19 protein-coding genes and 1 pseudogene are annotated in these 21,677 nt (G+C 62.7%); 14 read left to right on the top strand and 6 right to left on the bottom strand.

Annotation, left to right across the window (positions count from 1 at the left end):
* Positions 1–104: 104 nt before the first annotated feature.
* The 4 genes and pseudogenes from GBB18_RS07065 to GBB18_RS10865 form a co-directional block, all read right to left on the bottom strand.
* Complete coding sequence (locus tag GBB18_RS07065; RefSeq protein ID WP_151641209.1) at positions 105–1,091, bottom strand: bile acid:sodium symporter family protein; 987 nt, start codon at positions 1,089–1,091, stop codon at positions 105–107.
* A gap of 120 nt (positions 1,092–1,211) precedes the next feature.
* A complete protein-coding gene (locus tag GBB18_RS10830; RefSeq protein WP_255444693.1) occupies positions 1,212–1,340 on the bottom strand; it encodes a hypothetical protein in 129 nt (42 codons plus the stop codon).
* A 190-nt stretch (positions 1,341–1,530) separates the two neighbouring features.
* Positions 1,531–1,743: pseudogene (locus GBB18_RS07070) on the bottom strand (transposase); the annotation flags it as partial.
* A gap of 317 nt (positions 1,744–2,060) precedes the next feature.
* Positions 2,061–2,198, bottom strand: coding sequence for a hypothetical protein (locus tag GBB18_RS10865; RefSeq protein WP_192796416.1), 138 nt, complete (start codon positions 2,196–2,198; stop codon positions 2,061–2,063).
* A 517-nt stretch (positions 2,199–2,715) separates the two neighbouring features.
* Between GBB18_RS10865 and GBB18_RS07085 the strand changes: the two genes are divergently transcribed.
* From GBB18_RS07085 to GBB18_RS07120, 8 genes are all read left to right on the top strand, one after another.
* Complete coding sequence (locus GBB18_RS07085) at positions 2,716–3,744, top strand: zinc-dependent alcohol dehydrogenase (RefSeq protein WP_151549639.1); 1,029 nt, start codon at positions 2,716–2,718, stop codon at positions 3,742–3,744.
* 774 nt (positions 3,745–4,518) lie between these two features.
* The gene (locus GBB18_RS07090) at positions 4,519–5,472 is read left to right on the top strand and encodes an ATP-binding cassette domain-containing protein (RefSeq protein ID WP_151641210.1); all 954 of its coding nucleotides are present in this window, start codon (positions 4,519–4,521) and stop codon (positions 5,470–5,472) included.
* The gene (locus GBB18_RS07095; RefSeq protein ID WP_151641211.1) at positions 5,473–7,536 is read left to right on the top strand and encodes a YhgE/Pip domain-containing protein; all 2,064 of its coding nucleotides are present in this window, start codon (positions 5,473–5,475) and stop codon (positions 7,534–7,536) included.
* 183 nt (positions 7,537–7,719) lie between these two features.
* The gene (locus tag GBB18_RS07100) at positions 7,720–9,816 is read left to right on the top strand and encodes a prolyl oligopeptidase family protein (protein WP_151641212.1); all 2,097 of its coding nucleotides are present in this window, start codon (positions 7,720–7,722) and stop codon (positions 9,814–9,816) included.
* Positions 9,817–9,827: 11 nt separating this feature from the next.
* Complete coding sequence (locus GBB18_RS07105) at positions 9,828–11,201, top strand: M1 family metallopeptidase (protein ID WP_151641213.1); 1,374 nt, start codon at positions 9,828–9,830, stop codon at positions 11,199–11,201.
* A 10-nt stretch (positions 11,202–11,211) separates the two neighbouring features.
* Entirely contained in the window at positions 11,212–12,429 is a 1,218-nt protein-coding gene (locus GBB18_RS07110; protein ID WP_151549644.1) for a hypothetical protein, read from the top strand.
* Positions 12,430–12,512: 83 nt separating this feature from the next.
* Positions 12,513–13,088 carry a DoxX family protein gene (locus GBB18_RS07115; protein WP_151641214.1) on the top strand — a complete coding sequence of 192 codons (576 nt, stop codon included), beginning with the start codon at positions 12,513–12,515 and terminating at the stop codon, positions 13,086–13,088.
* A 211-nt stretch (positions 13,089–13,299) separates the two neighbouring features.
* Entirely contained in the window at positions 13,300–14,064 is a 765-nt protein-coding gene (locus tag GBB18_RS07120) for an IclR family transcriptional regulator (RefSeq protein WP_151529361.1), read from the top strand.
* A 13-nt stretch (positions 14,065–14,077) separates the two neighbouring features.
* On the opposite strand, the gene GBB18_RS07125 is transcribed toward GBB18_RS07120, so the two are convergent.
* Complete coding sequence (locus GBB18_RS07125; RefSeq protein ID WP_151641215.1) at positions 14,078–15,130, bottom strand: NAD(P)-dependent alcohol dehydrogenase; 1,053 nt, start codon at positions 15,128–15,130, stop codon at positions 14,078–14,080.
* 125 nt (positions 15,131–15,255) lie between these two features.
* On the opposite strand from GBB18_RS07125, the gene GBB18_RS07130 reads away from it, so the two are divergent.
* From GBB18_RS07130 to GBB18_RS07155, 6 genes are all read left to right on the top strand, one after another.
* Entirely contained in the window at positions 15,256–16,452 is a 1,197-nt protein-coding gene (locus GBB18_RS07130) for a CbrC family protein (protein WP_151641216.1), read from the top strand.
* A 64-nt stretch (positions 16,453–16,516) separates the two neighbouring features.
* Positions 16,517–17,341, top strand: coding sequence for a glycosyltransferase (locus GBB18_RS07135; protein WP_225990261.1), 825 nt, complete (start codon positions 16,517–16,519; stop codon positions 17,339–17,341).
* Between the two features lie 126 nt (positions 17,342–17,467).
* The gene (locus GBB18_RS07140) at positions 17,468–18,211 is read left to right on the top strand and encodes a glycosyltransferase family 2 protein (RefSeq protein WP_192795962.1); all 744 of its coding nucleotides are present in this window, start codon (positions 17,468–17,470) and stop codon (positions 18,209–18,211) included.
* Positions 18,208–18,612, top strand: a complete 405-nt coding sequence (locus tag GBB18_RS07145) for a DUF2304 domain-containing protein (RefSeq protein WP_151641217.1) — start codon at positions 18,208–18,210, stop codon at positions 18,610–18,612. Before GBB18_RS07140 ends, GBB18_RS07145 begins: the two co-directional genes overlap by 4 nt.
* A 13-nt stretch (positions 18,613–18,625) precedes the next feature.
* Positions 18,626–19,726, top strand: coding sequence for a thioredoxin domain-containing protein (locus GBB18_RS07150; RefSeq protein WP_151641218.1), 1,101 nt, complete (start codon positions 18,626–18,628; stop codon positions 19,724–19,726).
* Positions 19,723–20,559, top strand: coding sequence for a cytochrome c biogenesis CcdA family protein (locus GBB18_RS07155; protein ID WP_192795963.1), 837 nt, complete (start codon positions 19,723–19,725; stop codon positions 20,557–20,559). The genes GBB18_RS07150 and GBB18_RS07155 overlap by 4 nt, the downstream gene beginning before the upstream one ends.
* Positions 20,560–20,644: 85 nt before the next feature.
* Here GBB18_RS07155 and GBB18_RS07160 read toward each other — a convergent pair whose 3' ends face one another.
* Entirely contained in the window at positions 20,645–21,580 is a 936-nt protein-coding gene (locus tag GBB18_RS07160; RefSeq protein WP_151641219.1) for a GDP-mannose 4,6-dehydratase, read from the bottom strand.
* Positions 21,581–21,677 lie beyond the last annotated feature (97 nt).

Consider the following 21,677-nt stretch of genomic DNA (forward strand, 5'->3'; position numbering starts at 1 on the left):
ACATTTTTATGCATGTGTTCCCGCCCGAGCGCCCGCCCATGCTTGTAGACGCCTCCCTTGAGCACTGGCGTCGTGGCCGACAGCGACGCCCGAGGACAGCTGCTTTATCTCCGCGTGGCCGTGTATTTGCGGGCCACAAAGGCAAAAAGCGCGCCCGCAACGTTGTGCCATACTGCGGCGATCGCGCCGGGAATTGCAGCCTCCGGCGAAAAGAACTTCGCCGACATGCCCGAGGCCAAGCCCGCGGATTGCGTAGCGACTTCGATGGCGGTGGTGCGACACGCTGCCTCCGGCATCTTCATTGCCCGTGCCGAAAGGTAGCCGAGAACATAACCCAGTAGGTTGTGCAGCACAACGGCCACAAACACAATCACACCCACATCCACAAGCTTCTCGGACGCCTTCGCCACCGAGGGGAACACCACCACACCGATGCCGAGAATCGAGAGCCATGGCAGCGCCGGCAGGATGCGATCAACGAAGCTAGTGAGGAAGAAACGGATGAGCAGCCCGCCGATAACGGGAAATAGCACAGTTTGGGCGAGCATCCAGGCAATACTGGGGCCGTCCACGGGTGTTTCAGCATCAGCCAGAGTCAACATAATGATGGGCGTGACGAGCGGAGAAAGCAGAGTAGACACCGATGTCATCGCCACAGACAAGGCCACATCTCCCTTTGCTAGGTAGGCGACCACATTTGAGGCAGTGCCGCCGGGCACCGAACCCAGCATCAACAGTCCCACCGACAACGCCGGATTCAACCCCAAGAGCCTAGCGACAGCCACCGCAATGAGGGGCATGATCACGAATTGTGCAACCACCCCGATCACGATCGGCCACGGTCGACGTACCACTTCTTTTAAGTCTGGGACGGTGAGAGTAAGCCCCATGCAGAACATAATGAAGATCAGGGCTGGGGTGATATAAGCAGCAATCGGTGCGACCGGATCGGGAAAGAGAAAGGCAAACACCGCCCCTGCCAAGATAAAGGCAGGAAATGCCCACACCGCGATAGCCGCAGAGCGCTCCTCTGCGGCTATCGCTTGCGCCCCTACTCCATACTGATCTGCACCCTTATTCTGTCCACGCATGTTCTCACTATAAGAGATGCAGCTTCTACTATGCGGGATTACCTCAGAGATAGTTGACGCTCCGAGCATGCTTCCTGCTCAGGGCAGGTCGATCAGGTGCACTCAATCCCTCCACCCGTCTCAGTCCCTCGCGCCGGCTGTCGATACCACCACCGGGGAACCATCGACATGGTGGATATCTACCCGCGCCCCGTAGAGCTCGCCCATGCGCTCAGAGGTAAGCACCTCGGAAGGGGTTCCCGTGGCCACGATGCCTCCCCTCATGCATAGCAATCATGCGGTGGCAGTAGCGGGCCGCGAGATTGATGTTATGCAGCACCATCACCACGGTCAGTTCGGTGCTCGCATTCCGCTGCGCTACCGCTTCCATCAGGGCCACGTGATGCGTCCGGCCGAGATAGGGGTTGCCTGGGCGCGTCGTTCCAGTAGCTAGCTAGGAAAACGATCCAGTGTTCAGTATGGGAACGGCGATGTCCACGGTGCCAAAACGGGTGTCGAGGTTGCGGTGGCAGTATCCATTGCACTGATTGATACGCGCGTCGCCGACGATAGCGTAATTGGCGCCGCAGATCTGGTCAGCCTGGGCCGACAGGATCGGGTTGATGAACTTCTGTAGCATCACACACATCAGGTCCGGCGAGGCTTGAGCCAATAGCTGTCCGAGGTAAGTGGTCGGGTCGACAGAATAGAGGCCAGCGACCCTCGCGGTGCCCCTGTCGAGGAAGTGCGGTTACGGCCTCGAAAGGCACAGCAGTGGTCGCTTCGTGCATTCATAAGCACCGACGCCGATATAAAGATACACCACACTAAAAGACGCAACCGATGACATCCCCACGCACGCGCTTGGCCATGGTCTAGCGGTCTCACATCGGCGGCATCTCGCTGTCATGATTTTTGCCAAAGAAGATCTAGCTAACTGCCTAGCGACAGGGGAACCGTATATTGCTTACGACATGTTCCACTTTTCAACTAGATAAACCCGGCGTCGCGCAGAGCCTTCAGATGACAATCAGCCTGCTGACGGGTGATACCTACTTCCTGACCCACGGTTCGCCCTGACGGAGCCTTTCCTGCCTGCGTCAAGATGTCCATCGCCGTCGCTAACACCCGTCCACGAGCACCTTTCCATTACTCTGTCGGAGTGCGTGTGCCGCTTGGAGCTTCTTACGCTCTGCCTGCGCATATTCGCCTTGCGAATCTGTTTTCCAGCGTCGTGCGGCTTTCTTCCCGCCTCTGCACCTCTTGCCACCTAGGCAGCCAGTTTCGCTCACCCCTCTCGCCGTGGCGGATGCGCCGCCGTCCGCGAGACGCCCCGGCCACGAATGCGACCGGCCGCCCCTGCCCCTCCCGCCACACGGGGGTACCACACGGGGGTGGCCAACCTGAGAAGCATAGCTAAGGGCACCCTTCGCAGACTTTGCTAACGTAGCCATGTTCAGCAAGGACCCCTTAATGAAAATTGGCACAGTCAAGCGTTCCTGAGAATCAAGCAATAGTCATTCACAGTTATGGCAGACACACTGCCCCCGGTGGTTTGGTGGACCTCACACCCCGCCGCGTCCCCGCCGAGGCCAGCACCAATGCCCCTCGACCACGCGAACCCTACCCCCAAGGAGTGGTTGACATGTCCGATACATTCACCGCCGCAGTAGCCACCGAGTTTGGCCCCAACCTCACCATCAGCGAGATCGATCTACCCAGCCCAGGCCGCAATCAGGCACTGGTAAAGCTACACACCTCCGGCATTTGCCACACAGATCTTCATGCCGTAGAAGGCGACTGGCCAGTCAAGCCCGGCCTGCCCTTCGTTCCCGGCCACGAGGGCGTGGGCGAAGTGGTCGCTCTCGGCGAAGGCGACCACGCCGATATCGAGGTCGGATCCATGGTGGGCAATGTGTGGCTATGGTCCGCCTGCGGCACCTGTGAGTTCTGCCGCACCGGCCGCGAAACCTACTGCCCCAATGCCGAATACGGCGGCTACACTGTCGACGGCTCCTTCGGCCAGTACATGTTGGTCGACACCCGCTACTGCGCCCGCATCCCCGAGGGCGCCGACCTCCTCGAGGTTGCACCCGTACTCTGCGCCGGCGTCACGGTGTACAAGGGCCTAAAGGAAACAGAAACCCGCCCCGGCCAGTTCGTGGTGATCTCCGGCGTGGGTGGTCTCGGCCATATCGCCGTCCAGTACGCGGTCGCGATGGGCATGCGCGTGATTGCTGTCGATATCGCAGAGGACAAGCTGGAGCTAGCGACAAAGCACGGCGCCGAGTTCACCGTCAATGCCCGCGAGACAGACCCCGGCGAGGCCGTACTGGACTACACCAAGGGCGGCGCGCACGGCGTGCTCGTCACCGCCGTACATGAGGCGGCCTTCGGCCAAGCCATTCACATGGCGCGCAAGGGCGGCACCATCGTCTTCAACGGCCTGCCCCCGGGAGACTTCCCCGCCCCGATCTTCGACATCGTGTTCAAGGGCCTGACCATCCGCGGCTCCCTCGTGGGCACCCGCCAAGACCTCGCGGAAGCACTCGACTTCTACGCCCGCGGCTACATTCACCCGACCGTGAGCGAGTGCGCCCTCGAGGACGTCAATGATGTCTTTGAGAAGCTGCGCCACGGCGGCGTCGATGGCCGCATGGCCATTCGCTACTAGCAACTCACGCCGCACACCGATCGACTAGGAGGTGGGCGTCGACAAGCGCACAGAGATGCGCATCGACGCCCACCTCCTCCATGTAGCCCCAGACCACCACCATTCCCTAGGCCGTGTGGGCATAATCACAAACGGGCATATGCTTGCCGAACGGGCGCCAGAGGGCAAGTAGCCACAATAAGTGGAACACCCCCTTTCGGATGAAGATAGAGCCGACCGCTTGAACTGCCTCCCATAATCGGTTCACCCACCTTCCTTACACTCCCAGCTCACTCCCTTGCACTACCCCCTCTTCCCACATCACAACACACATTGGTGTGGGTTATGTCTATGCGTCAGCTATGGCGAACAACGGGTCGCTTTGCAGGTAGATGCCACTTTATGGCTAGAATCAAAGACTCATTAAGGAACTTAAGCTACACCCGTTGCGTTAAGGGTTGTGGATACTACGGGGCGGATACTGCGAGGCACGCGAGCGATGAATCGTCTCGACGCGGAGTCGTCCTCGTGCCAGCAGCGCCGGCCCTGCTGCGCTAGGCGCAGCAGCCTGTGGCGCCCCTCGCCGCCGTGGTTGTCCACCCATACCTACGTGTGTGCCGGCAGAATTGAAGATACGCACCACGGCTGAGATCTCCGTGTCCCCGGCGGCGGCGCATGCGGCTGGCACCGAGGAGATAGAACGCAGCACCGTGGATGAGTATCACCCACCCAGTGCCGGACACAGACGCACTGGCGCTGAAGCCAGTCAGGGATACACAGTGCTGAGGAGAGAGCATGTCAGACAGGGAGATCCACACGCAGGGCGAGGAACCCGCGGATAACACCCGCCAGTTCCACGCTGTACCCACCAGCGCTGCTGCAGACACCACCGCGCCCCCTGGCGAGCCGGAGGCCGACGATGCCTATGTGCTCGTGGCCGATGGGCTATCCGTGGTGGGCGAGGAAGGGCCGGTATTTGGGCCCATTGACCTGCGCGTGCCCGATAATACCCTCGTGTTTCTCTCCGGCCGCGGCGGCTCGGGCCGCACCGCGCTCGCCCTCACCTTGGCGGGACGAATGAAACCCACCGAGGGAACTCTCACTGTCTTCGGCCACGACCAGCTCAAAGATATTCGCGATACCGTCGCCATTGCCGGGGTGGACGTTATTGATGCGCTCGACCGCGATGTGCGGGTGCGTGATGTGCTCACCGACCACCGCGCGTGGTGCCATGGCTGGTTCGGGTGGGTCCCCAAGGCCGATGATGCCTACCGCGAGGAGATCCTGTCGAAGGTATATGGCAGCCGCTCGCTGCCGGATCTGAACCAATACGTCAGCCAGATCCCCGCACTGGATCGCATCCTCATCCGCATCGGCATGGCCCTGCACCCCGCCCACGATGAGGAGATTCGACTGCTCATCCTGGACGATCTCGAGCAGGTGCGGGAGCTTAGCGACCGCGCCATTTTGCTCAGCGTGCTCAACCGCCTCTCCACGGAGATGACCGTGCTGGTGAACTCCGTAAATCCGCCAAGCGCGGCAACACTGCCAGGCTCGCAAGTGATTGAGCTCTTCACCGACCGCGGGCACATCGCCCCCGAGAGCAGCGGCGCCACCGACCAGCACCTCGAGGACCTGCTGGCGCGCTGGACCGCGCTGCGCCAGGGCGAGCATCCCCAACCGCGCCACGCCAAGAGCGACACAGCGTCGACCACCACCGAGTCCACTACCACCAAGGAGGAGCAGTAAATGCTTGCCACATTGCATATCGGCAGCGAGCTTCGCCGCTTCGGTCGAGCCAAGCTGGGAAAGATCGCCATCGTGGCCATCTGCCTGCTTCCCCTGCTCTACTCCACGCTCTATCTGTGGAGCTTCTGGGACCCCTTCGGCCGTCTCGACCGCATGCCCGTCGCCCTCGTCAACGAGGACACTGGCGCCGAGGTCGATGGCCAGCGTATCGACGCTGGCAAGCAGATCGAAGAGGGCCTGCTCGAGGATCAGTCCTTGGACTGGATCACCGTGACCGAACAGGACGCGCTCGAGGGTGTGAAAACCGGCGAGTATTACTTTGCGGTGACTCTGCCGGAGAATTTCTCCCAGGCAGTGGCCTCTCCCACCTCTGAGAATCCCGAGAAGGCCCGCATTGTGACGCACTACAATGACGCCAACGGCTGGCTCTCCACGCTCATTGGCCAAAACGCCATGCGCCAGGTGCTCGCCGTGGTCTCCGACAGAATCGGTACCGAGGCTGTGGATAAGCTGCTGGTGGGCGTCGTCAACGCCAGCGAGGGAATTCAGAAGGCCGCCGATGGCGCCGCCCACTTGGATGATGGCGCCACCAAGCTCGACTCTGGTCTGGGGAAGATCCAGCAGGGCGCCGGCGATCTCGTTGCCGGCCTCGAGCGCAATAAGGAAGGCACCACCCAGCTGGTCGACGGCACCGGTCGCCTCCGTGAAGGCGCCGACAAACTGCAAGCGGGCTCAGGCGAGCTGGCCACTGGCACGGAGCGGCTAGTGGAGGGCACCAACCAGCTCAGCGGCGGGCTCGATCAAGCCATAGGCAAGCTCCAAAGCCTCACCGGCGAGGTGCACCACTACCACGCCACCGCCAGCGAAGCCTCCGAAATCCAGGGCTCCCTCGCGCAGGATTTACGCGATCTCGCCGCGGCGATCCGCCAGATCCCCGATCCGCTGGCGCAACAGACCGCCGGCCAAGTGGATCACATTGCGCACCGCGTGGACACCGAGGGCGTTGGCCCCCACTCCCCGCTGAAACAGGACCTCGACCGGATCAATGGCATCGCCGCGGGCATCGACCAGGGCAATCTGCCCGGCAAGCTCGGCGAACTCGTGGGCGGTGTCAACCAGCTCAATGACGGCGCCCAGGCCCTCAACGATGGCGCCCACCGTCTCAACGCCGGCATCGGCGAGCTCGGCTCGGGTGTCACCCGGCTCGATGATGGCGCCAATAAGCTCAATGACGGCGCCACCCAGTTGCTCGATGGCGGCCGCACACTTGATTCCGCTCTCGCCGAGGCCAAGGACGGCTCCAGCAAGCTCTCCACAGGCAGCAACGAGCTGGCCACCAAACTCGGACAGGCTGCGGGCGAGGCCCCAGATTGGTCGCCCGATCACCGCACAACCATGGCGGAGACCATCGGCGGGCCGGTAGAGATCAACCAGTCCAACTCCGGTGGGGAGAACACCTTCGGTGCTGGTCTGGCTCCCTTCTTCTTCTCGCTGGCCCTCTACATCGGTAGCCTCGTGAGCTTCCTGCTGCTGCGCCCGCTGCAGGCCCGCGCCGTGGCCGCCGGCATCTCCCCGCTGCGCGCCGCTATCGACGGTCTGGCCCCGGCCGGCCTGATCGCCATGATCCAGGCCATCGTGGTTTCTACCGCCACCGTGTTGGCGGTGCCGCTGGATCCGGCCACATTCTTCGGCCTCACCGTGTTCATGATGCTCACCGCGCTGGTCTTTGCCGCGATGAACCAAGTGCTCATCGTTCTCCTTGGTTCCGGCCCAGGACGGGTGGCCAGTATGGCGATGCTCATGGTGCAACTCTTGGGTTCCGGCGGGCTCTACCCCGTGGAAACGGAACCGGATTTCTGGAGTTGGATCCACCCCTTCTTGCCCATGACCTACACCGTCAACGGCTTCCGCCAGACACTCTACGGCGACTTCGACGGCCGCATGCTGCAAGCAGTGATCGCGCTCTGCTTCTTCCTCACGATCTTCCTCTTAGGTACCGCTCTCGGTGCCCGGCGCGATAGAACGTGGACCATGAAGAAGCTGCATCCGCCCATCGATTTCTAATCATCCCCCGCTCAGCACCGCCGCGGCCCGCTGCCGCGGCGGTGCTTCTGTGCTACGGGGTGGCGTCGATAAGCGTCCGGAAAAGGGCCGCTGAGTTTAACTCGTACCACCAGCCATAAAAGTGCCAATGAGCTGCACTAACACTGGTGCAATGGGGGTATCATCCGTATAATCGGCGGCACTATGAGCACTACCGCACCAGCACAGACGCCGCCGCCGAGCGAGCTTGAAATTATCGGCTCCCCCACGGCCCTTGGGTGGGCGCAGGAGTGGACGGCCTCCACCATCGAGAACATCGATAGCCAAGGCGGCCATCGCACCGCCCTGCAGCAGCGGCTGCGCGCGGCCCTCGATGCCGACGCGCGGGTGCCCTATGTGACTCGGCGCGGCGACTACCTCTACAACTTTTGGCGCGATAGCAAGCATCCGCGGGGGCTGTGGCGGCGCACCCGCTATGAGTCCTATTGCAGCGAGGCGCCGGAGTGGGAGATCCTGCTCGATGTGGACGCCCTCGCCGCGGCCGATGGGGAAAGCTGGGTGTGGAAGGGCGCGCACGTGCGCGAACCGGAATGCGACCGGGCCCTGCTGCGGCTATCCCGCGGCGGCAGTGACGCCACCGTGATCCGCGAGTTCGACATCACTAGCTGCAGCTTCGTGGAGGATACGCCTTTTACTCTGCCGGAGGATAAATCCGATGTGTCGTGGGAAAGCCTCGATACCCTCATCCTCGGCACCAATGTGGGCGAGAACTCCCTCACGGAGTCTGGCTACCCAGCGCGGGTGTATCGCTGGCACCGCGGCACCGACCCGCGCGAGGCCGAGCTGCTCTTTAGCGGCGAGCGCAGCGATATCGCCTCCGGCGGGTGGGCGGATCGCACGCCCGGGTTCGAGCGGGTGCTCATTGAGCGGCGGCTGGATATGTTCACCGCCGAGAATTACCTGCTGCGCGGCTCGGAGCCGGTGCGCATTGAGGTGCCGGTGGATTGCGAGATTATCGTTCACCGCGACCAGATCTTCCTGCTCCCCCGCACGGAAGTCCACGGGGTGCCCGCCGGCGGCGTGGGAGTGGCCGACTGCGAGAGCTTTGTGGCGGATCCCGCGAGTACCGAGGTACAGGTGATCTTTTCCCCCACCGAGTATCAATCGCTGGAGACGCTGCACTTCACCCGCAGCTATGCGCTGATCCAGGTGCTCGAGAATGTCACCACCACCCTCTACCGGGTGCGCCTCGATGCACCGGAGGAGTGCGTGCGGGTGTCCCTGCCGGCGTTGGCGAGCACCAGCGTCGTGGCTACCGCTCCGCTCTCGGAGGACCCAGAGATCGGCGAGGAAGTGTGGCTCTACTCCTCCAGCTTCACCACCCCGGATAGGCTGCTGCGCGCCGACGCCCGCGACCCAGAGAGTTTCTCCACGGTGGTCACAAGCGCGCCCGAGCAATTCGACGCCTCTGGGATGAGCACTCGGCAGTACTGGGCCACCTCCGCCGATGGCACGAAGATTCCCTACTTCCTCACCGGCCGACTGCACGAGGACGGCGCCACCCCCACCCCGAAGCCCTGCGTGGTGCACGCCTATGGCGGTTTCGAGATTTCCCTCCTGCCCTACTATTCCGCGGTGAACGGCATCGCGTGGCTAGAAAAAGGGCATCTGCTGGTGCAGGCGAATCTGCGCGGCGGCAGCGAGTTCGGCCCGCGCTGGCACTCCCAGGCCACAAAGCTGGAGCGCCGGAAGGTATTTGAGGATCATCAGGCGGTGCTCAATGATCTCGTGGAGCGCGGGATCACCACCCGCGAGCAGCTCGCGGTGCGCGGCGGCTCCAATGGTGGTCTGCTCACCGCGGTGGCCCTCACCAGCTATCCCGAGCTTCTTGGCGCGGTGGTGAGCGAGGTACCGCTGATCGATATGCTGCGCTATCACACCCTGCTCGCGGGTGCCTCGTGGGTAGCAGAATACGGCCACCCAGGTAACCCCGAGGAGCGGGCGGTGATCGAAAGCTACTCGCCCTTGCAACGTGTGGTCTCGGCTGCGGACACGCCCTACCCGCCGGCGCTGGTCACCACCTCCACGCGGGACGATCGGGTGCACCCCGCCCATGCGCGCTGGTTCGCCGCCGCCCTCGCCGCCGCCGGCCAGCCGGTGGACTATGTAGAAAACTCCGAAGGCGGGCATGCTGGGGCGGCCGATAATGATCAGATCGCATGGAAGCAGGCCATCGTGTTTACCTGGCTGGAGCAGCAGCTCGCGGCGGCGGGCGCGGAGGCTCAGCGCTCCGCGGACTAGACTTAGCCGCGATGAGTTCCTTTACACGCCTGCGCACCACCGAGATCCCCGGCACCCGGGACCGCTACACGGGTGTGGACTTCAACCTTGGATTCCACATCCGTCACTACGACCTCGACCTGACCTATCGGGTCATGCCCAACCACCTCAGTGGCACGGCGACGCTGGATGTGCTCAGCTACCTCCCGCTGCAGCAGCTCACCCTCGACTTCGCCCGCACCCTCACCGTGCGGCGCATCACCGCCCAAGGTGTGGGTGGCGCGCAGGTGAAGGTGAAAAAGTTCCGCCACCGCGGCGATAACAAAGTGGTGGTGCTGTTCGACCGCGAGATCCCTGCAGATACCGAGTTCAGCTTGGCCATCAGCTACTTCGGCAATCCGCAGCCCATCAACTCCCGCTGGGGTGAGATTGGCTGGGAGGAAACTGATGCCGGGGCGCTCGTGGCCAGCCAGCCACACGGCGCCCATAGCTGGTTCCCCTGCGATGACACGCCCGATGAGAAGGCCCGCTACGACATTCGGATCACCGCCGATAATCCCTTCAGCGTGATCTGCACCGGGGTGCTGGTGGATACTCAGCGGAACAATTCCACCACCTCGTGGCACTACCGGGTGCAGGAACCGATGGCCACCTATCTCGCCTCGGTGCAGATCGGCGAGTTCAGCACCATCCCCCTCGGCTCCGCGGCGGGCGTGCCCGTCACCGCCTATGCCCCGGCTGCCCTGCGCCAGCGGGTGCTGCATGACTTCGCCGACCAGGCCCGCATGCTCGAGTTCTACGCCGAGCTCTTCGGCCCCTACCCCTTCCCCGACTACCGGGTGGTCATCACCGCCGATCAGCTCGAGATCCCCCTCGAGGCCCATGGGCTATCGATCTTCGGCGCCAATCACGCCGATGGCCGCAGGACCTGGGAGCGCCTAATCGCCCACGAACTTTCCCACCAGTGGTTCGGTAATTCCCTCGGCGTGGCGCAGTGGGACGATATTTGGCTCAACGAGGGCTTCGCCTGCTACTGCGAGTGGCTGTGGTTCGAGCACTCCACCGGCACCCCCGCCGAGCACTACGCCCGCGAGCACTATCGCGGCCTCCAGCAGAAACCGCAGGACCTGTTCCTCGCCGATCCGGGCCCGCAGCACATGTTCGACGATCGCCTCTACAAGCGCGGCGCCGTCTTTGTGCACGCCCTGCGCCTGCTACTCGGCGATGCGGCCTTCTTCGCCGCGCTGCGCGACTATGCCCGCCGCGACCGCCACGGCGTGGTCGAGCCCGTGGATCTCTTCAATATCCTGCGCGCCCACCTCGCACCCGAACGGCACGCCGAATTGGAGCAGCTGCGCTCCGCTTGGCTGCTCTCCCTGCCACTTCCGCCTTTCCCCACCGCCTAGGACCACTGCCATGCGCGCGCTGTCTCTCGCCACTATTTTCGCGGCCCTCTCGGGGTTCGTGGTGGTCATCGTCGCCTCCTGGGCCCTGCCCGAGACCATCAACGCAGACTTCCAGGCCTATTGGGGTCTCTTCTTTGCACTCGCGGGGCTTATCGACGGCATCACGCAGGAAACCACCCGCGCAACCTCCGCGGTGCGCGCCGGGGCCAGCCCCCGCTCGGCACGGCCGGTACGGCTGGCCGGGGTGGTGGCGCTCATCGCTGGGATCAGCATCCTCGCCACCGGCGGGGTGTGGATGGGTTTCCTGTTGCACCACCCCCATCCCGCGGCGATCGCGCTTTTTGCCATCGGCCTATCCTCCTATGTGTTCCAGGCGCTGCTCTCGGGCGTGCTCTCTGGGCTCAAGCACTGGGGTGCTTATGCCTGGTTGGTGGCCATCGACTCTGGGGTGCGCATGCTGGCCGCGGCATGCGCATGGTGGCAGGGCTGGGGTATCGGCGCCTTCCTCCTCATTACCGTCATGGGTGCCGCCACCTGGCTGCTCATCATCGCCTTCTCCCCGCAGGCCCGCGCCGCGCTACAGGCCCCAGTCGATGTCACCTCCGCCGCTTATCGACGCGGCGTTGTCTCCGCCATGGCCGCCACTGGGGCATCGGCCGCCCTGATTACCGGCTTCCCGCCGCTGGTGCGCATCACCCACGGCACTGGGGATAGCTCCGTGGATGGCGTGAGCGTGGCAGCCATCATCATGGCGGTGCTCCTGACCCGCGCCCCGATCCTAGTGCCCACCCAACGCTTCCAGTCCGCCCTCGTGGTGTACTTCGTGGATCGGCGAGAGCGCCTCCTATCGGCCCTGCTGATTCCGCTGGCTGTGGTCGGCGCCGTGGGCGTTGCCGGGGCAGGACTGGCGTGGCTGCTCGGACCGTGGATCCTCGGGCTCTTCTTGCCCGCCAGCTATGTGCTGCCCGGCTGGCTACTGGCTGTGCTCACCTTCGCCTCCGCCTGTACGGGCTCGTTGATGATCACCGGCTGTGCCGCGCTGAGTCACGAGCGCCATAGCGTGTACGTGCTCGGCTGGGTGGTGGCCACCGCCAGCGCCTTCGGCGTGCTGCTGCTGCCCTTCTCGCTCACCACCGCGGTCTGCGCCGCATTGATTCTCGGCCCACTCATCGGCATGGCGGTGCACGTCTATTCTTTGCTCGGCGCACACGTGCGGCGCGTTCATTAAATTATATTTCTGGACGATATTCTTATTATTTTCACGCACTTCCGTATTTTGCTTAATCGAACCTTTATGTAGGGTGTGTAGGCGTGACTGTAATTAAAGATATTTTCCAACTCATTGCCCGCATTATTCTCGGCACCGTGCTCATCGCACACGGCTGGCAGAAAATCAACGACATCACCATCTCTGGTGTGACCGACATGTTCAGCAACTTGGGTGTGCCCAACCCTGAGCTCGCTGCCCAATTTACCTCCTACTTCGAGTTTGCTGGCGGCATCGCCATCGTGCTCGGCTTGCTGGTCCGCTTCGTTGGCCCGGTTCTCTTTGCTTTGATGGCTGGTGCCGCGTGGTTCGCCCACCGCGATGCAGGTATTTTCGTCTCCGATGGCGGCTGGGAGCTCGTCGGCGTGATCGGCGCCGCTGGCCTGCTGCTCGCCGCTGCAGGCGCTGGTCGCGTCTCTCTGGACCACCTCGTGGCGCGCCCCTTCCGCAACCGCAAGGACAAAGACGACGAGGGCGTCGCCTCCGCCGCTTATGCCCCTACCACCACTGCGACCACGGCACCCGCCGCAGGCGCGAACACCGCCTTCGATACCGAGACCACAGCCTTCGATAGCTCGGATATCAACACCACCACCGGCTGGGACAACACCAACCGCTAATGCTTCGCTGCCCCGTGTAGCAGCACCGCCCCGTCGCCCTCGTGCGCGAGGCGGTTTTTTGTGTCTAGCCGCCCATATATGCTCGGGATTAGCCCCCGAGAACGGAGACTAAGCTACCGAACCGTTAGTTCCTCGGTATAGTTTTTAAGGAACACCCGCGCTGCGTGGCCACACAGCGCCAGACCCCGAACAGAAGGAGGACGTGAAAAAAGTGAGCGAGCATACCCGACGACATTCATCGCGGGTCCCAGCAGCCACCAACGTCCTTCGCATTCTTACGCTGCTGACCAGCATCGATGTTCCCGTCTCCGCCGCCCGCATCTACACCGAGCTGGATCTGCCACGCTCCACGGTCTACCACCTACTCACGGTGATGGAGGATGCCGGTTATGTGGTGCGACTGCCCGAGGAAAAGACCTATGGGCTAGGCGTGGCTGCCTACGCTATGGCCTCGGCTTATACCACCCAGCAGCCACTGGTGCGCGTCGGTGCCCGCCACGCCAAATTCTTGGCTGAACTCATTGGCGGTAGCGCCCATATCTCCAAGCTTTCGGGAAGTGATGTGCTCTACATTTTGGAAGAGCGCAGCAAAAACGCCAACAGCCTGCTCTTCGATGCCGGGGTGCGCATTCCGGCCTTCATTACAGCCTCGGGCATGGCCATGCTCTCGCTCCGCTCGGAGCAGCAGGTCAAGGCCACCTACTCCACCTCCCCAGTGCCGAATCACATGAGCTTCCGCGAGGTGATTGAGCAACTGGCCATCATCCGTGAGCGAGGCTGGGCCGAGGAGAATGAGCGCATCGACCGCGCCCACCGCTCCTTTTCCGCCCCCATCCTGGACCATCTCGGCCAGCCGGCGGCGGCCCTCGCGGTGTCTTTCCATATCGACTGCCCCGTGGACCCCCGCGAGATCCTCGGCGAGGTACGCACCCGCGCCGAGCTGATCTCCCACACCGTCTTCGGCCACGAACACTAGCCGCTGCGGCGGCTTAGGCCTGATCGAAGCTGGCGGTGTCGATCACACACCGGAACTGCACCTCGCCATTGACCACGCGCTCATAGGCCTCATCCACCTCATGCACAGACACCTTCTCGATGCGGGCACTGATACCGTGCTCGGCACAAAAATCGAGCATCTCCTGGGTCTGCTTGATACCGCCGATATTGGATCCAGCGAGCACCTTTGCGCCGCCAACGATGGAGCCGAAGTGTAGCGGCTGCTGGTTCGGCGGCAGCCCCACGACCACCATCACTCCGTGTGGCTTGAGTAAACCGAGGTAGGCGTTGACGTCGATATCGGCGCTAATGGTATTGAGGATGAAGTCGAACTCGCCACGATGCTGCTCAAAGAATCCTTCCTCGGTGGTGGCGAGCGTGCGCTCCGCACCCAATTCGCGGGCCTGTTCCTGCTTGCGCATACTGCGGGAGAGCACCGTCACCCGCGCCCCCTTGGCAGCGGCGATCTGGACAGCCATGTGCCCCAGCCCACCGAGGCCGAGCACGGCCACGGTGTCGCCTTCCTTCACACCCCAGCGATCGATGGGCGCATAGGTGGTAATGCCCGCGCACAGCAGCGGGGCCGCGTGATCATCATCGATGCTATCGGGGATGCGGCAGACGAAATTCTTGTTCACCACCACTTTTTGGGAGTACCCACCTTGGGTGATGCTGCCGTCCACATCCTGCGCGTTATAGGTCCCCACGGCACCATGGAGACAATCCTGCTCCTGATGGTTGCGGCACTGCTCGCACTCTCCACAGGAATTCACCATGCACCCCACGCCCACGCGCTCGCCAAGAGCGAACTCAGTAACCTCGGAACCCACCTGGGAGACAACACCGGCAATCTCGTGGCCCACCGTGAGCGGAAAGTGGGCCTCGCCCCACTCATTGCGAATGGTATGGATGTCGCTATGGCAAATACCGGCCGCCTTGATATCAATCACTACATCGTCTGGGCGCGGATCGCGGCGAGTGATCTCGGCGATCTCGAAGGGGGAATCAGGGGCAGTCTTTTGTACAGCTTTCACGCGAAATGTCATGCCGCCCACGCTACAAAACAACAGCTAGCGGTGCTGGTTTTCATTAGCGCGGACTAGTGACACAGCTGCCGGCAGGGTAGACCACGACCCTGCACACACCTTCGAATTTTCTTAAGATAGTTCTTATGTTTGATTCCTCAGTCACCCTAGAAGGCAGCGTTATCAACCTGACGCCGCTGAGCACCGACCACGCAGAAATCCTCAGCAGCGCCGCCGTGGACCTGCACAAACAGTACTGGTCGGGGGTGCCTAAGCAGGAGGGTATACCCGCGTATCTGGAGCGCCTCTGCGCTACCGTCGATACGGGACGTTCCCTGCCGCTTTTGGTGCGGTTGAATACCGATGGCCGCGCCGTGGGAGTCACCGGATTGACCATCGATAACCCCGATGTTCCCACCGTCACACTGAGCCACACCTGGGTCACCCGTGGCGCCCAGTCCACCCGCGTCTTCCCAGAAATCTTGGCGCTCCTGATCGCCTATAGCTTCGACACTCTCGGTGCCCAGCGCTTCTCCATGGTGGTGCCACGCACCAATATTCAGGCCCGGCGCGCCGCGGAGAAGGCGGATCTGCGCTATGAAGGCACGCTGCGTAGTGCCTCGCGCCTGGGCGATGGCAATGTGGACGATGCCCTGGTGTACTCGGTGCTGCCCCACGAGTTCCCCTCGCTCATGGCTGGTCTGCAGTACCGAATTGACCGCCCCATCCTTCCCGATATCGCCACGGTGAGCACTCCCATCACCGAGTCTGCGGCGCGGTCCCAGGCGGCACTAGAACCGGCGCACGACGAACTCCCCGTCTTCCGCTACCATCCAGACCCAGTGATCACGGGCGCCATCGTGCGCAATGAGGACGCAGAGTGCCCCTGCTGTGAACGCACGACTGGGTGGGCCTATGTGTATCGCCCCTATGCGCTAGAGCGCGTCGAGGATCTTTGCCCGTGGTGCATCGCATCGGGTGCCGCCGCCGAGAAATACGATGCCCGCTTCGTCCCCACCGCCCCCGAGGGCATGCCGCCCGAGCGCGCGGAGGAGCTCATCAAGCGCACCCCCTCTTTCGCCTCCTTCCAGGAGGAGCAGTGGCAAAGCGCGGACGGCGACGCCTGCCAGTTCCTAGGCGTAGCTACTGCCGCCCAGCTAGAGAGTCTCAGCCCCGAGGAGCGAGAAGAGTCTGGGCTGGATGAGTCCTTCTTTAAGGAGGAGTATCTCACCTGGTTGCGCGCCCAACCACGCGAGGAACTACGGGCCCACGCCGATCCCTGTGTATTCGCTTTTGCCTCCTTAAGTTCGGACAAACTGAAGTTCTGGATGGATCACAGCTAGTTCTCAGCCCAGCCGACTAGGCTTAGGGCCGCTGAATTCTTCCGAGCTGAAAGGTGTACTCACGGTGGCTGGTCCGAGCCTAACAGTGCTGATGACGGTGTATCACGGGACAACGGCCCCGCATATACGCCAAGCTTTGGAGAGCCTCTACGCCCAGACCCGGCCAGCGGAGGAAATCCTGCTGATCCAAGATGGCCCCGTGGGCGAGGATGTGGCGGCTATCCTCAGCAGTGCAGAGGCCACCCGGCCCGAGGTGCGGATACTGCGGCGAGAGAAAAACGAAGGCAATGCGGTGGCCACGGCCGCTGGGTTTTCCACCCTCACCACCGAGCTCTATGCCCGCCAAGACAGCGACGATATCTCCTACCCCGAGCGCTTCGAGCGCCAGCTCGCGTTCCTCGCCGAGCACCCACGGGTAGATCTGGTGGGCTCGGCCATGACGGAATTTGTGGATTCCCCTGCCGAGCCGGTGGGCGTACGTGCACTGCCTGAAAGCCCCGCGGAGATCAACCGCTATCTCACCATCAATAATCCCATCAACCACCCCACTGTGATGGCCCGAGTGGAGGCTATCCGCGAGGTTGGCGGCTATCAGCCGGTGCACTTGATGGAGGATTATGACCTCATGGCGCGGCTGGTAGCCGAGGGCAAAGTACTGGCCAATATGTCAGAGCAGCTGGTGTATTTCCGAGTCGGCGAGGAGCAGATGTCACGCCGCACGGGGCTGGATATGATCCGCGCCGAGCTAAGCATGCAGCGCCACCTCGTGGAATATGGGACCGTCAGCGCGTTTCGCGCGGTGGGCAACTTTCTTCTTCGTTCCCTCTATCGATTACTACCCAAGCGCCTGCTCGGGCGGGTATATCGCCTCCTGTTCCACCGCCCCTAACTGGTCTGATGGGCAGTGAAGGCGGCGTCGTCACGCATGCTCTGTGAGCGAGCGCTGATTTTCATTCACTGTCTAACGCGCGTGGCTGCCTCCGTCTCTATCCGAGAAGTTACTAGCATGACAGGCATGACCGTTGTTGATACTCCCCGCCCCGCCGATGACGCCTGCCGTCAGCCAGGCGACTACGCGGATACGTGGTTGGTGATCCCGTGCTTTAATGAGGGACCCGTCATCGGTGATGTGATCCGACATGCCCGCCAGACTTTTCCCAATATTGTGGCGGTCAATGACGGTTCGAAGGATGAGTCTGCTGCGGCCATCCACGCCGCCGGCGCGCATTTGGTGAATCACCCCGTGAATCTCGGCCAAGGCGCCGCCATTCAAACAGGTGTGGAATATGCCCGCGCCCAGCCCGGCGCGCAGAACTTTGTCACCTTCGACGCCGACGGCCAGCACCAAGTCAAAGATGTGGTGGCCATGATCGATCGGCTTCGCACCGAGGAGGTGGACATCATTGTGGGCACCCGTTTCGGCCGGCCGCGCGCCGCCGATGATCAGGTGCCACTGATCAAACGCATCGTACTCAAAACGGTGGTGCTGCTCTCACGGCGCACCCGCAAACTGGGGCTCACGGACGCCCATAATGGTTTGCGTGTGTTCAATCGCACGGTGGCCGAGCAGCTGAATCTACGCATGAACGGCATGAGCCATGCCAGCGAATTTGTCACGCTCATGGACACCAATAACTGGCGGGTGAGCGAGCAACCGGTGGATATTCTCTACACCGAGTATTCGATGAGCAAGGGCCAATCACTCTTTAATGGAGTCAATATTCTGGCCGATGGATTTATAGCGAGGAACCTGTCATGAGTTCGGGACAAAGCATTATTCAGGTGGTGCTGCTGCTCGCCACCATCGGTTTGGCCATCTTTTTCGTGAGCAAGCGCAAAAAAGCTCGCGCCAAAGCTTGGGTGAAACTCGGCTTTGTGGTGTTCTTATTCTCCTGTATCTGGGCGATTGTGCGCCCCGATGACCTCACCGTGGTAGCCAATTGGCTCGGTGTATCCCGCGGCACGGATCTGCTGCTCTACCTGTTAGTGGTGGCCTTCATGTTCACCACGATCTCGAGCTACATTCGCTTCCGCGAACAGGAACTGCGATACGCTAGGCTAGCTCGCGCTGTCGCCCTGCAAACGGCGATCCGACCCGACGCACATGATCCATCCCGCGATGGCACCGATCCCACGGCCAGCCGCCGTGCAGAAAAGTGAGACGACGACATTTATGCCTAAGGCCCCGAAACACGGACCGGACCACACCCCCAACCCCGAGGACGCCGAGGCTGTGACTTCCGCAGCACCCGACCCTGCCGACGCGACACGTGTCGACGCCGAGTCCGCGGACGATCCCGCGACTGAATCCGCAGCCGCCGCGGACGCAGCTGACTCCGCGGACGCTGAGGACACCGAGGAAACAGCCGTCTCCCCGATCTCCCAGGTGCCCACCGTGGTGTGGGCCCTGTTTAGCGTGCTGCTGGTAATCGCCGGCCTCGGCGGCTACCTAGTGGGCACGCAGACGGCGGATACCACCGCCACCCAGGCCGCGCCCACGTCAGCGCAGCAGGACTCGGGGAATGCCGCTACTTCGGAGGAGTCTGCGGTAGAGAAGCTGAGCAAGGAGGAGATCGCGGAACTGGTGGCCCAAGTGAAGCCAGGAACGGGCTCCCTCGACGCGGAGTCCGAGGACGGCTCCTTCGACGCCACCATCTACGGCCCCGGCGGGGAGATTCAGTCCGTGGCGGACATCATGAAGGTAGCTCGCCGCGATGCGGCAGATCCCTTCGCCTATGGCGCCGTGGATGCCCCCGTGGTGATCTCGGAGTTCTCGGATTTCGAGTGCCCTTTCTGCTCCCGCTACGCCAATACCACCGAGCCGGAACTCATTGACCAGTACGTCAAGGATGGCTTGGTGCGCATTGAATGGAATGACTATGCCATCAACGGCCCCCACGCCGTCAACGCCGCACAGGCGGGGCGTGCTGCGGCCGCCCAAGGCAAGTTCTTCGCCTTCAAGCATGCGCTCTATACCGCGTCGAAGGACATCACCGGACATCCCGAGTTCGGCCGAGAAGACTATATCCGCTTCGCCAAGGAAGCCGGAGTGGAGGACATGGACGCCTTCACCGAGGCTCTGGACAATGAAACCTACGCCGAGCCCGTGGCGGAGGCCCAACGCTACGCCAATGGTTTGGGTATTCAAGGCACTCCGAGCTTCGTGGTAGGTACCCGTTTTGTGTCTGGCGCCCAGCCCACTGAGACCTTCGTTGAGGTCATCAATGTGGAGCTAGCCAAGGTGGCTGCTGGCGAGGTGAGCGTTCCGCAATGATCTCGATCGGACTCTTCGGCGCCATCGTCGCTGGGGCGCTCTCGATCCTCAGCCCATGCTCGGCGCTGTTGCTTCCGGCATTTTTTGCCTACGCATTTAGCTCTCGCACGGAGCTGATTACCCGCACCGTCGTGTTCTTCCTCGGCCTCGTCGCCGTCCTCGCCCCCATCGGGGCGGGCGCCGGCGCGCTGGGGCAGTGGCTCAGCAGCGAACGTGACACCCTCATCATGGTCGGCGGGATCATCATGATTCTGCTAGGCGTGTTCATCTTCTTCGGAGGCGGCTTCCAGATCCCCGGCCTCTCCTCCCTCGCTGGCAAGGTGGGCATGAGCGCCGCGGGGTGGGTGCCCACCTTCCTGCTCGGCGCGGTCTATGGCTTCGCCGGGTTCTGCGCCGGCCCCATGTTGGGTGCGGTGCTCACCACCGCCTTTGTTAGCTCCAGCGTGCTCTACGGCTTGGCGATCATGGCCGCCTATGCCTTCGGCATGACCCTGCCGCTTTTCCTGCTGGCCGCACTGTGGGAGAAGTTCAACATCGGTGAGGCCTCTTGGCTGCGGGGCAAGCAGGTACAGCTCGGCCCGCTCACGCTGAACTCCACCAATATGCTCGCCGGGGTGTTCTTCATCGTCCTCGGCGGGCTCTACATGGCCACCAACGCCACCACGAGCCTCGGCGGGCTGCTCTCCACCGAGACCCAGTCCGCCATCCAGCTGCGCGTGGCCACACTGCTGATGAATATCAACGGCACCATGGTGCTGCTGTTCATCCTCAGCATCGTCGCTATGGTGCTGGCTTATAAATCCGTGCGGGTTCCCGCCAAGAACAGCGAGTAACCGCGCTCCGCATGCTTAACGACGCCACCCTCACCCCAGCGTTTCAGGGGGATGGAGGGTGGCGTTATCACGCAGAGCCCCCGCCTTAGAGGCTGCGGAAATACTCCACCGTGCGGGCGATGCCCTCGGCGACATCCACCTCAGGCCGCCAGCCGAGTACCGACTGGGCACGACTGGAGTCGAGGCAGGAGCGGGGCACATCGCCCACCCGGGCCGGCTCGAAGCGGGGTTTATCCGCCACTCCCACCGCCTGGGCCACGAGGCTGTGGAGGGCTCGGTCGGTGGTTTCCACCCCGGTGCCGATGTTGAAGCGCATTCCCGAGCCCTGCTCCCCAGAGGCGGCCACGAAGGCGCGCACCAGATCGCCCACATACACATAGTCGCGGGTATTGCTGCCCTCGCCGAATACCACGGTGGAGGCACCGGCCAGCAGATTCTTGCTGAAGATCGCCACCACCCCGGCCTCGCCGTGGGGATCCTGCCGAGGGCCGTAGACATTCGCCGGGGCGATATGCGTGCAGTCGAGCCCGTAGAGGCGGCGATACATGTTCAGATAGGTTTCGCCACCCACCTTCGAGGCCGCATAGGGAGACATCGGGCGCACCGGCTCCTCCTCGCTGACGGGGAAGGACTCCGGGCGGCCATAGATAGCACCGCCCGAGGAGGTGTAGACCACCTTGCGCACCCCAGTCTGACGCGCCGCCTCAGCAATCCGGATCGTAGAAATGGTGTTCATCTCGGCATCGAATACCGGATCAGCCACCGAGGAACGCACGTCGATCTGCGCCGCCAAGTGGAAGATCACCTCGGGACGATACTCCCTGCACACAGCAAGAAAATCACAGCTGAGCACATCATCTTCGAGCAGTGTCACCTGCCCCGTCTCCAGCGCATCGCGCAGGTTGTCCCGTCGGCCATGGGAGAGATTATCCACCACAACCACGCTATCGCCGCGGGCCACGAGCGCATCCACCAAATGGGAGCCGATGAAGCCAGCGCCGCCAGTAACAAGAGTGTTCATGCTGAAAATCGTAGTACTCTTCGGCGCGCAAGCGCGATACCGCCGCCAGCAGCTGCCCGCCCTCGTGGCAGGAGGCAATCTATTCACGCGCTAAGCT

Source organism: Corynebacterium sp. 11A, from assembly GCF_008930935.1.
Classification (GTDB): domain Bacteria; phylum Actinomycetota; class Actinomycetes; order Mycobacteriales; family Mycobacteriaceae; genus Corynebacterium; species Corynebacterium megadyptis.

Excerpts from the sequence above, each read along its gene's own strand:
- GBB18_RS07145 (WP_151641217.1), top strand. The coding sequence starts at position 18,208 with ATGAGTTCGGGACAAAGCATTATTCAGGTGGTGCTGCTGCTCGCCACC.
- GBB18_RS07090 (WP_151641210.1), top strand. The coding sequence starts at position 4,519 with ATGTCAGACAGGGAGATCCACACGCAGGGCGAGGAACCCGCGGATAAC.
- GBB18_RS07130 (WP_151641216.1), top strand. The coding sequence starts at position 15,256 with ATGTTTGATTCCTCAGTCACCCTAGAAGGCAGCGTTATCAACCTGACG.
- GBB18_RS07085 (WP_151549639.1), top strand. The coding sequence starts at position 2,716 with ATGTCCGATACATTCACCGCCGCAGTAGCCACCGAGTTTGGCCCCAAC.
- GBB18_RS07160 (WP_151641219.1), bottom strand. The coding sequence starts at position 21,580 with ATGAACACTCTTGTTACTGGCGGCGCTGGCTTCATCGGCTCCCATTTG.
- GBB18_RS07150 (WP_151641218.1), top strand. The coding sequence starts at position 18,626 with ATGCCTAAGGCCCCGAAACACGGACCGGACCACACCCCCAACCCCGAG.
- GBB18_RS07105 (WP_151641213.1), top strand. The coding sequence starts at position 9,828 with ATGAGTTCCTTTACACGCCTGCGCACCACCGAGATCCCCGGCACCCGG.
- GBB18_RS07125 (WP_151641215.1), bottom strand. The coding sequence starts at position 15,130 with ATGACATTTCGCGTGAAAGCTGTACAAAAGACTGCCCCTGATTCCCCC.
- GBB18_RS07155 (WP_192795963.1), top strand. The coding sequence starts at position 19,723 with ATGATCTCGATCGGACTCTTCGGCGCCATCGTCGCTGGGGCGCTCTCG.
- GBB18_RS07065 (WP_151641209.1), bottom strand. The coding sequence starts at position 1,091 with ATGCGTGGACAGAATAAGGGTGCAGATCAGTATGGAGTAGGGGCGCAA.
- GBB18_RS07100 (WP_151641212.1), top strand. The coding sequence starts at position 7,720 with ATGAGCACTACCGCACCAGCACAGACGCCGCCGCCGAGCGAGCTTGAA.
- GBB18_RS07110 (WP_151549644.1), top strand. The coding sequence starts at position 11,212 with ATGCGCGCGCTGTCTCTCGCCACTATTTTCGCGGCCCTCTCGGGGTTC.
- GBB18_RS07140 (WP_192795962.1), top strand. The coding sequence starts at position 17,468 with ATGACCGTTGTTGATACTCCCCGCCCCGCCGATGACGCCTGCCGTCAG.
- GBB18_RS07095 (WP_151641211.1), top strand. The coding sequence starts at position 5,473 with ATGCTTGCCACATTGCATATCGGCAGCGAGCTTCGCCGCTTCGGTCGA.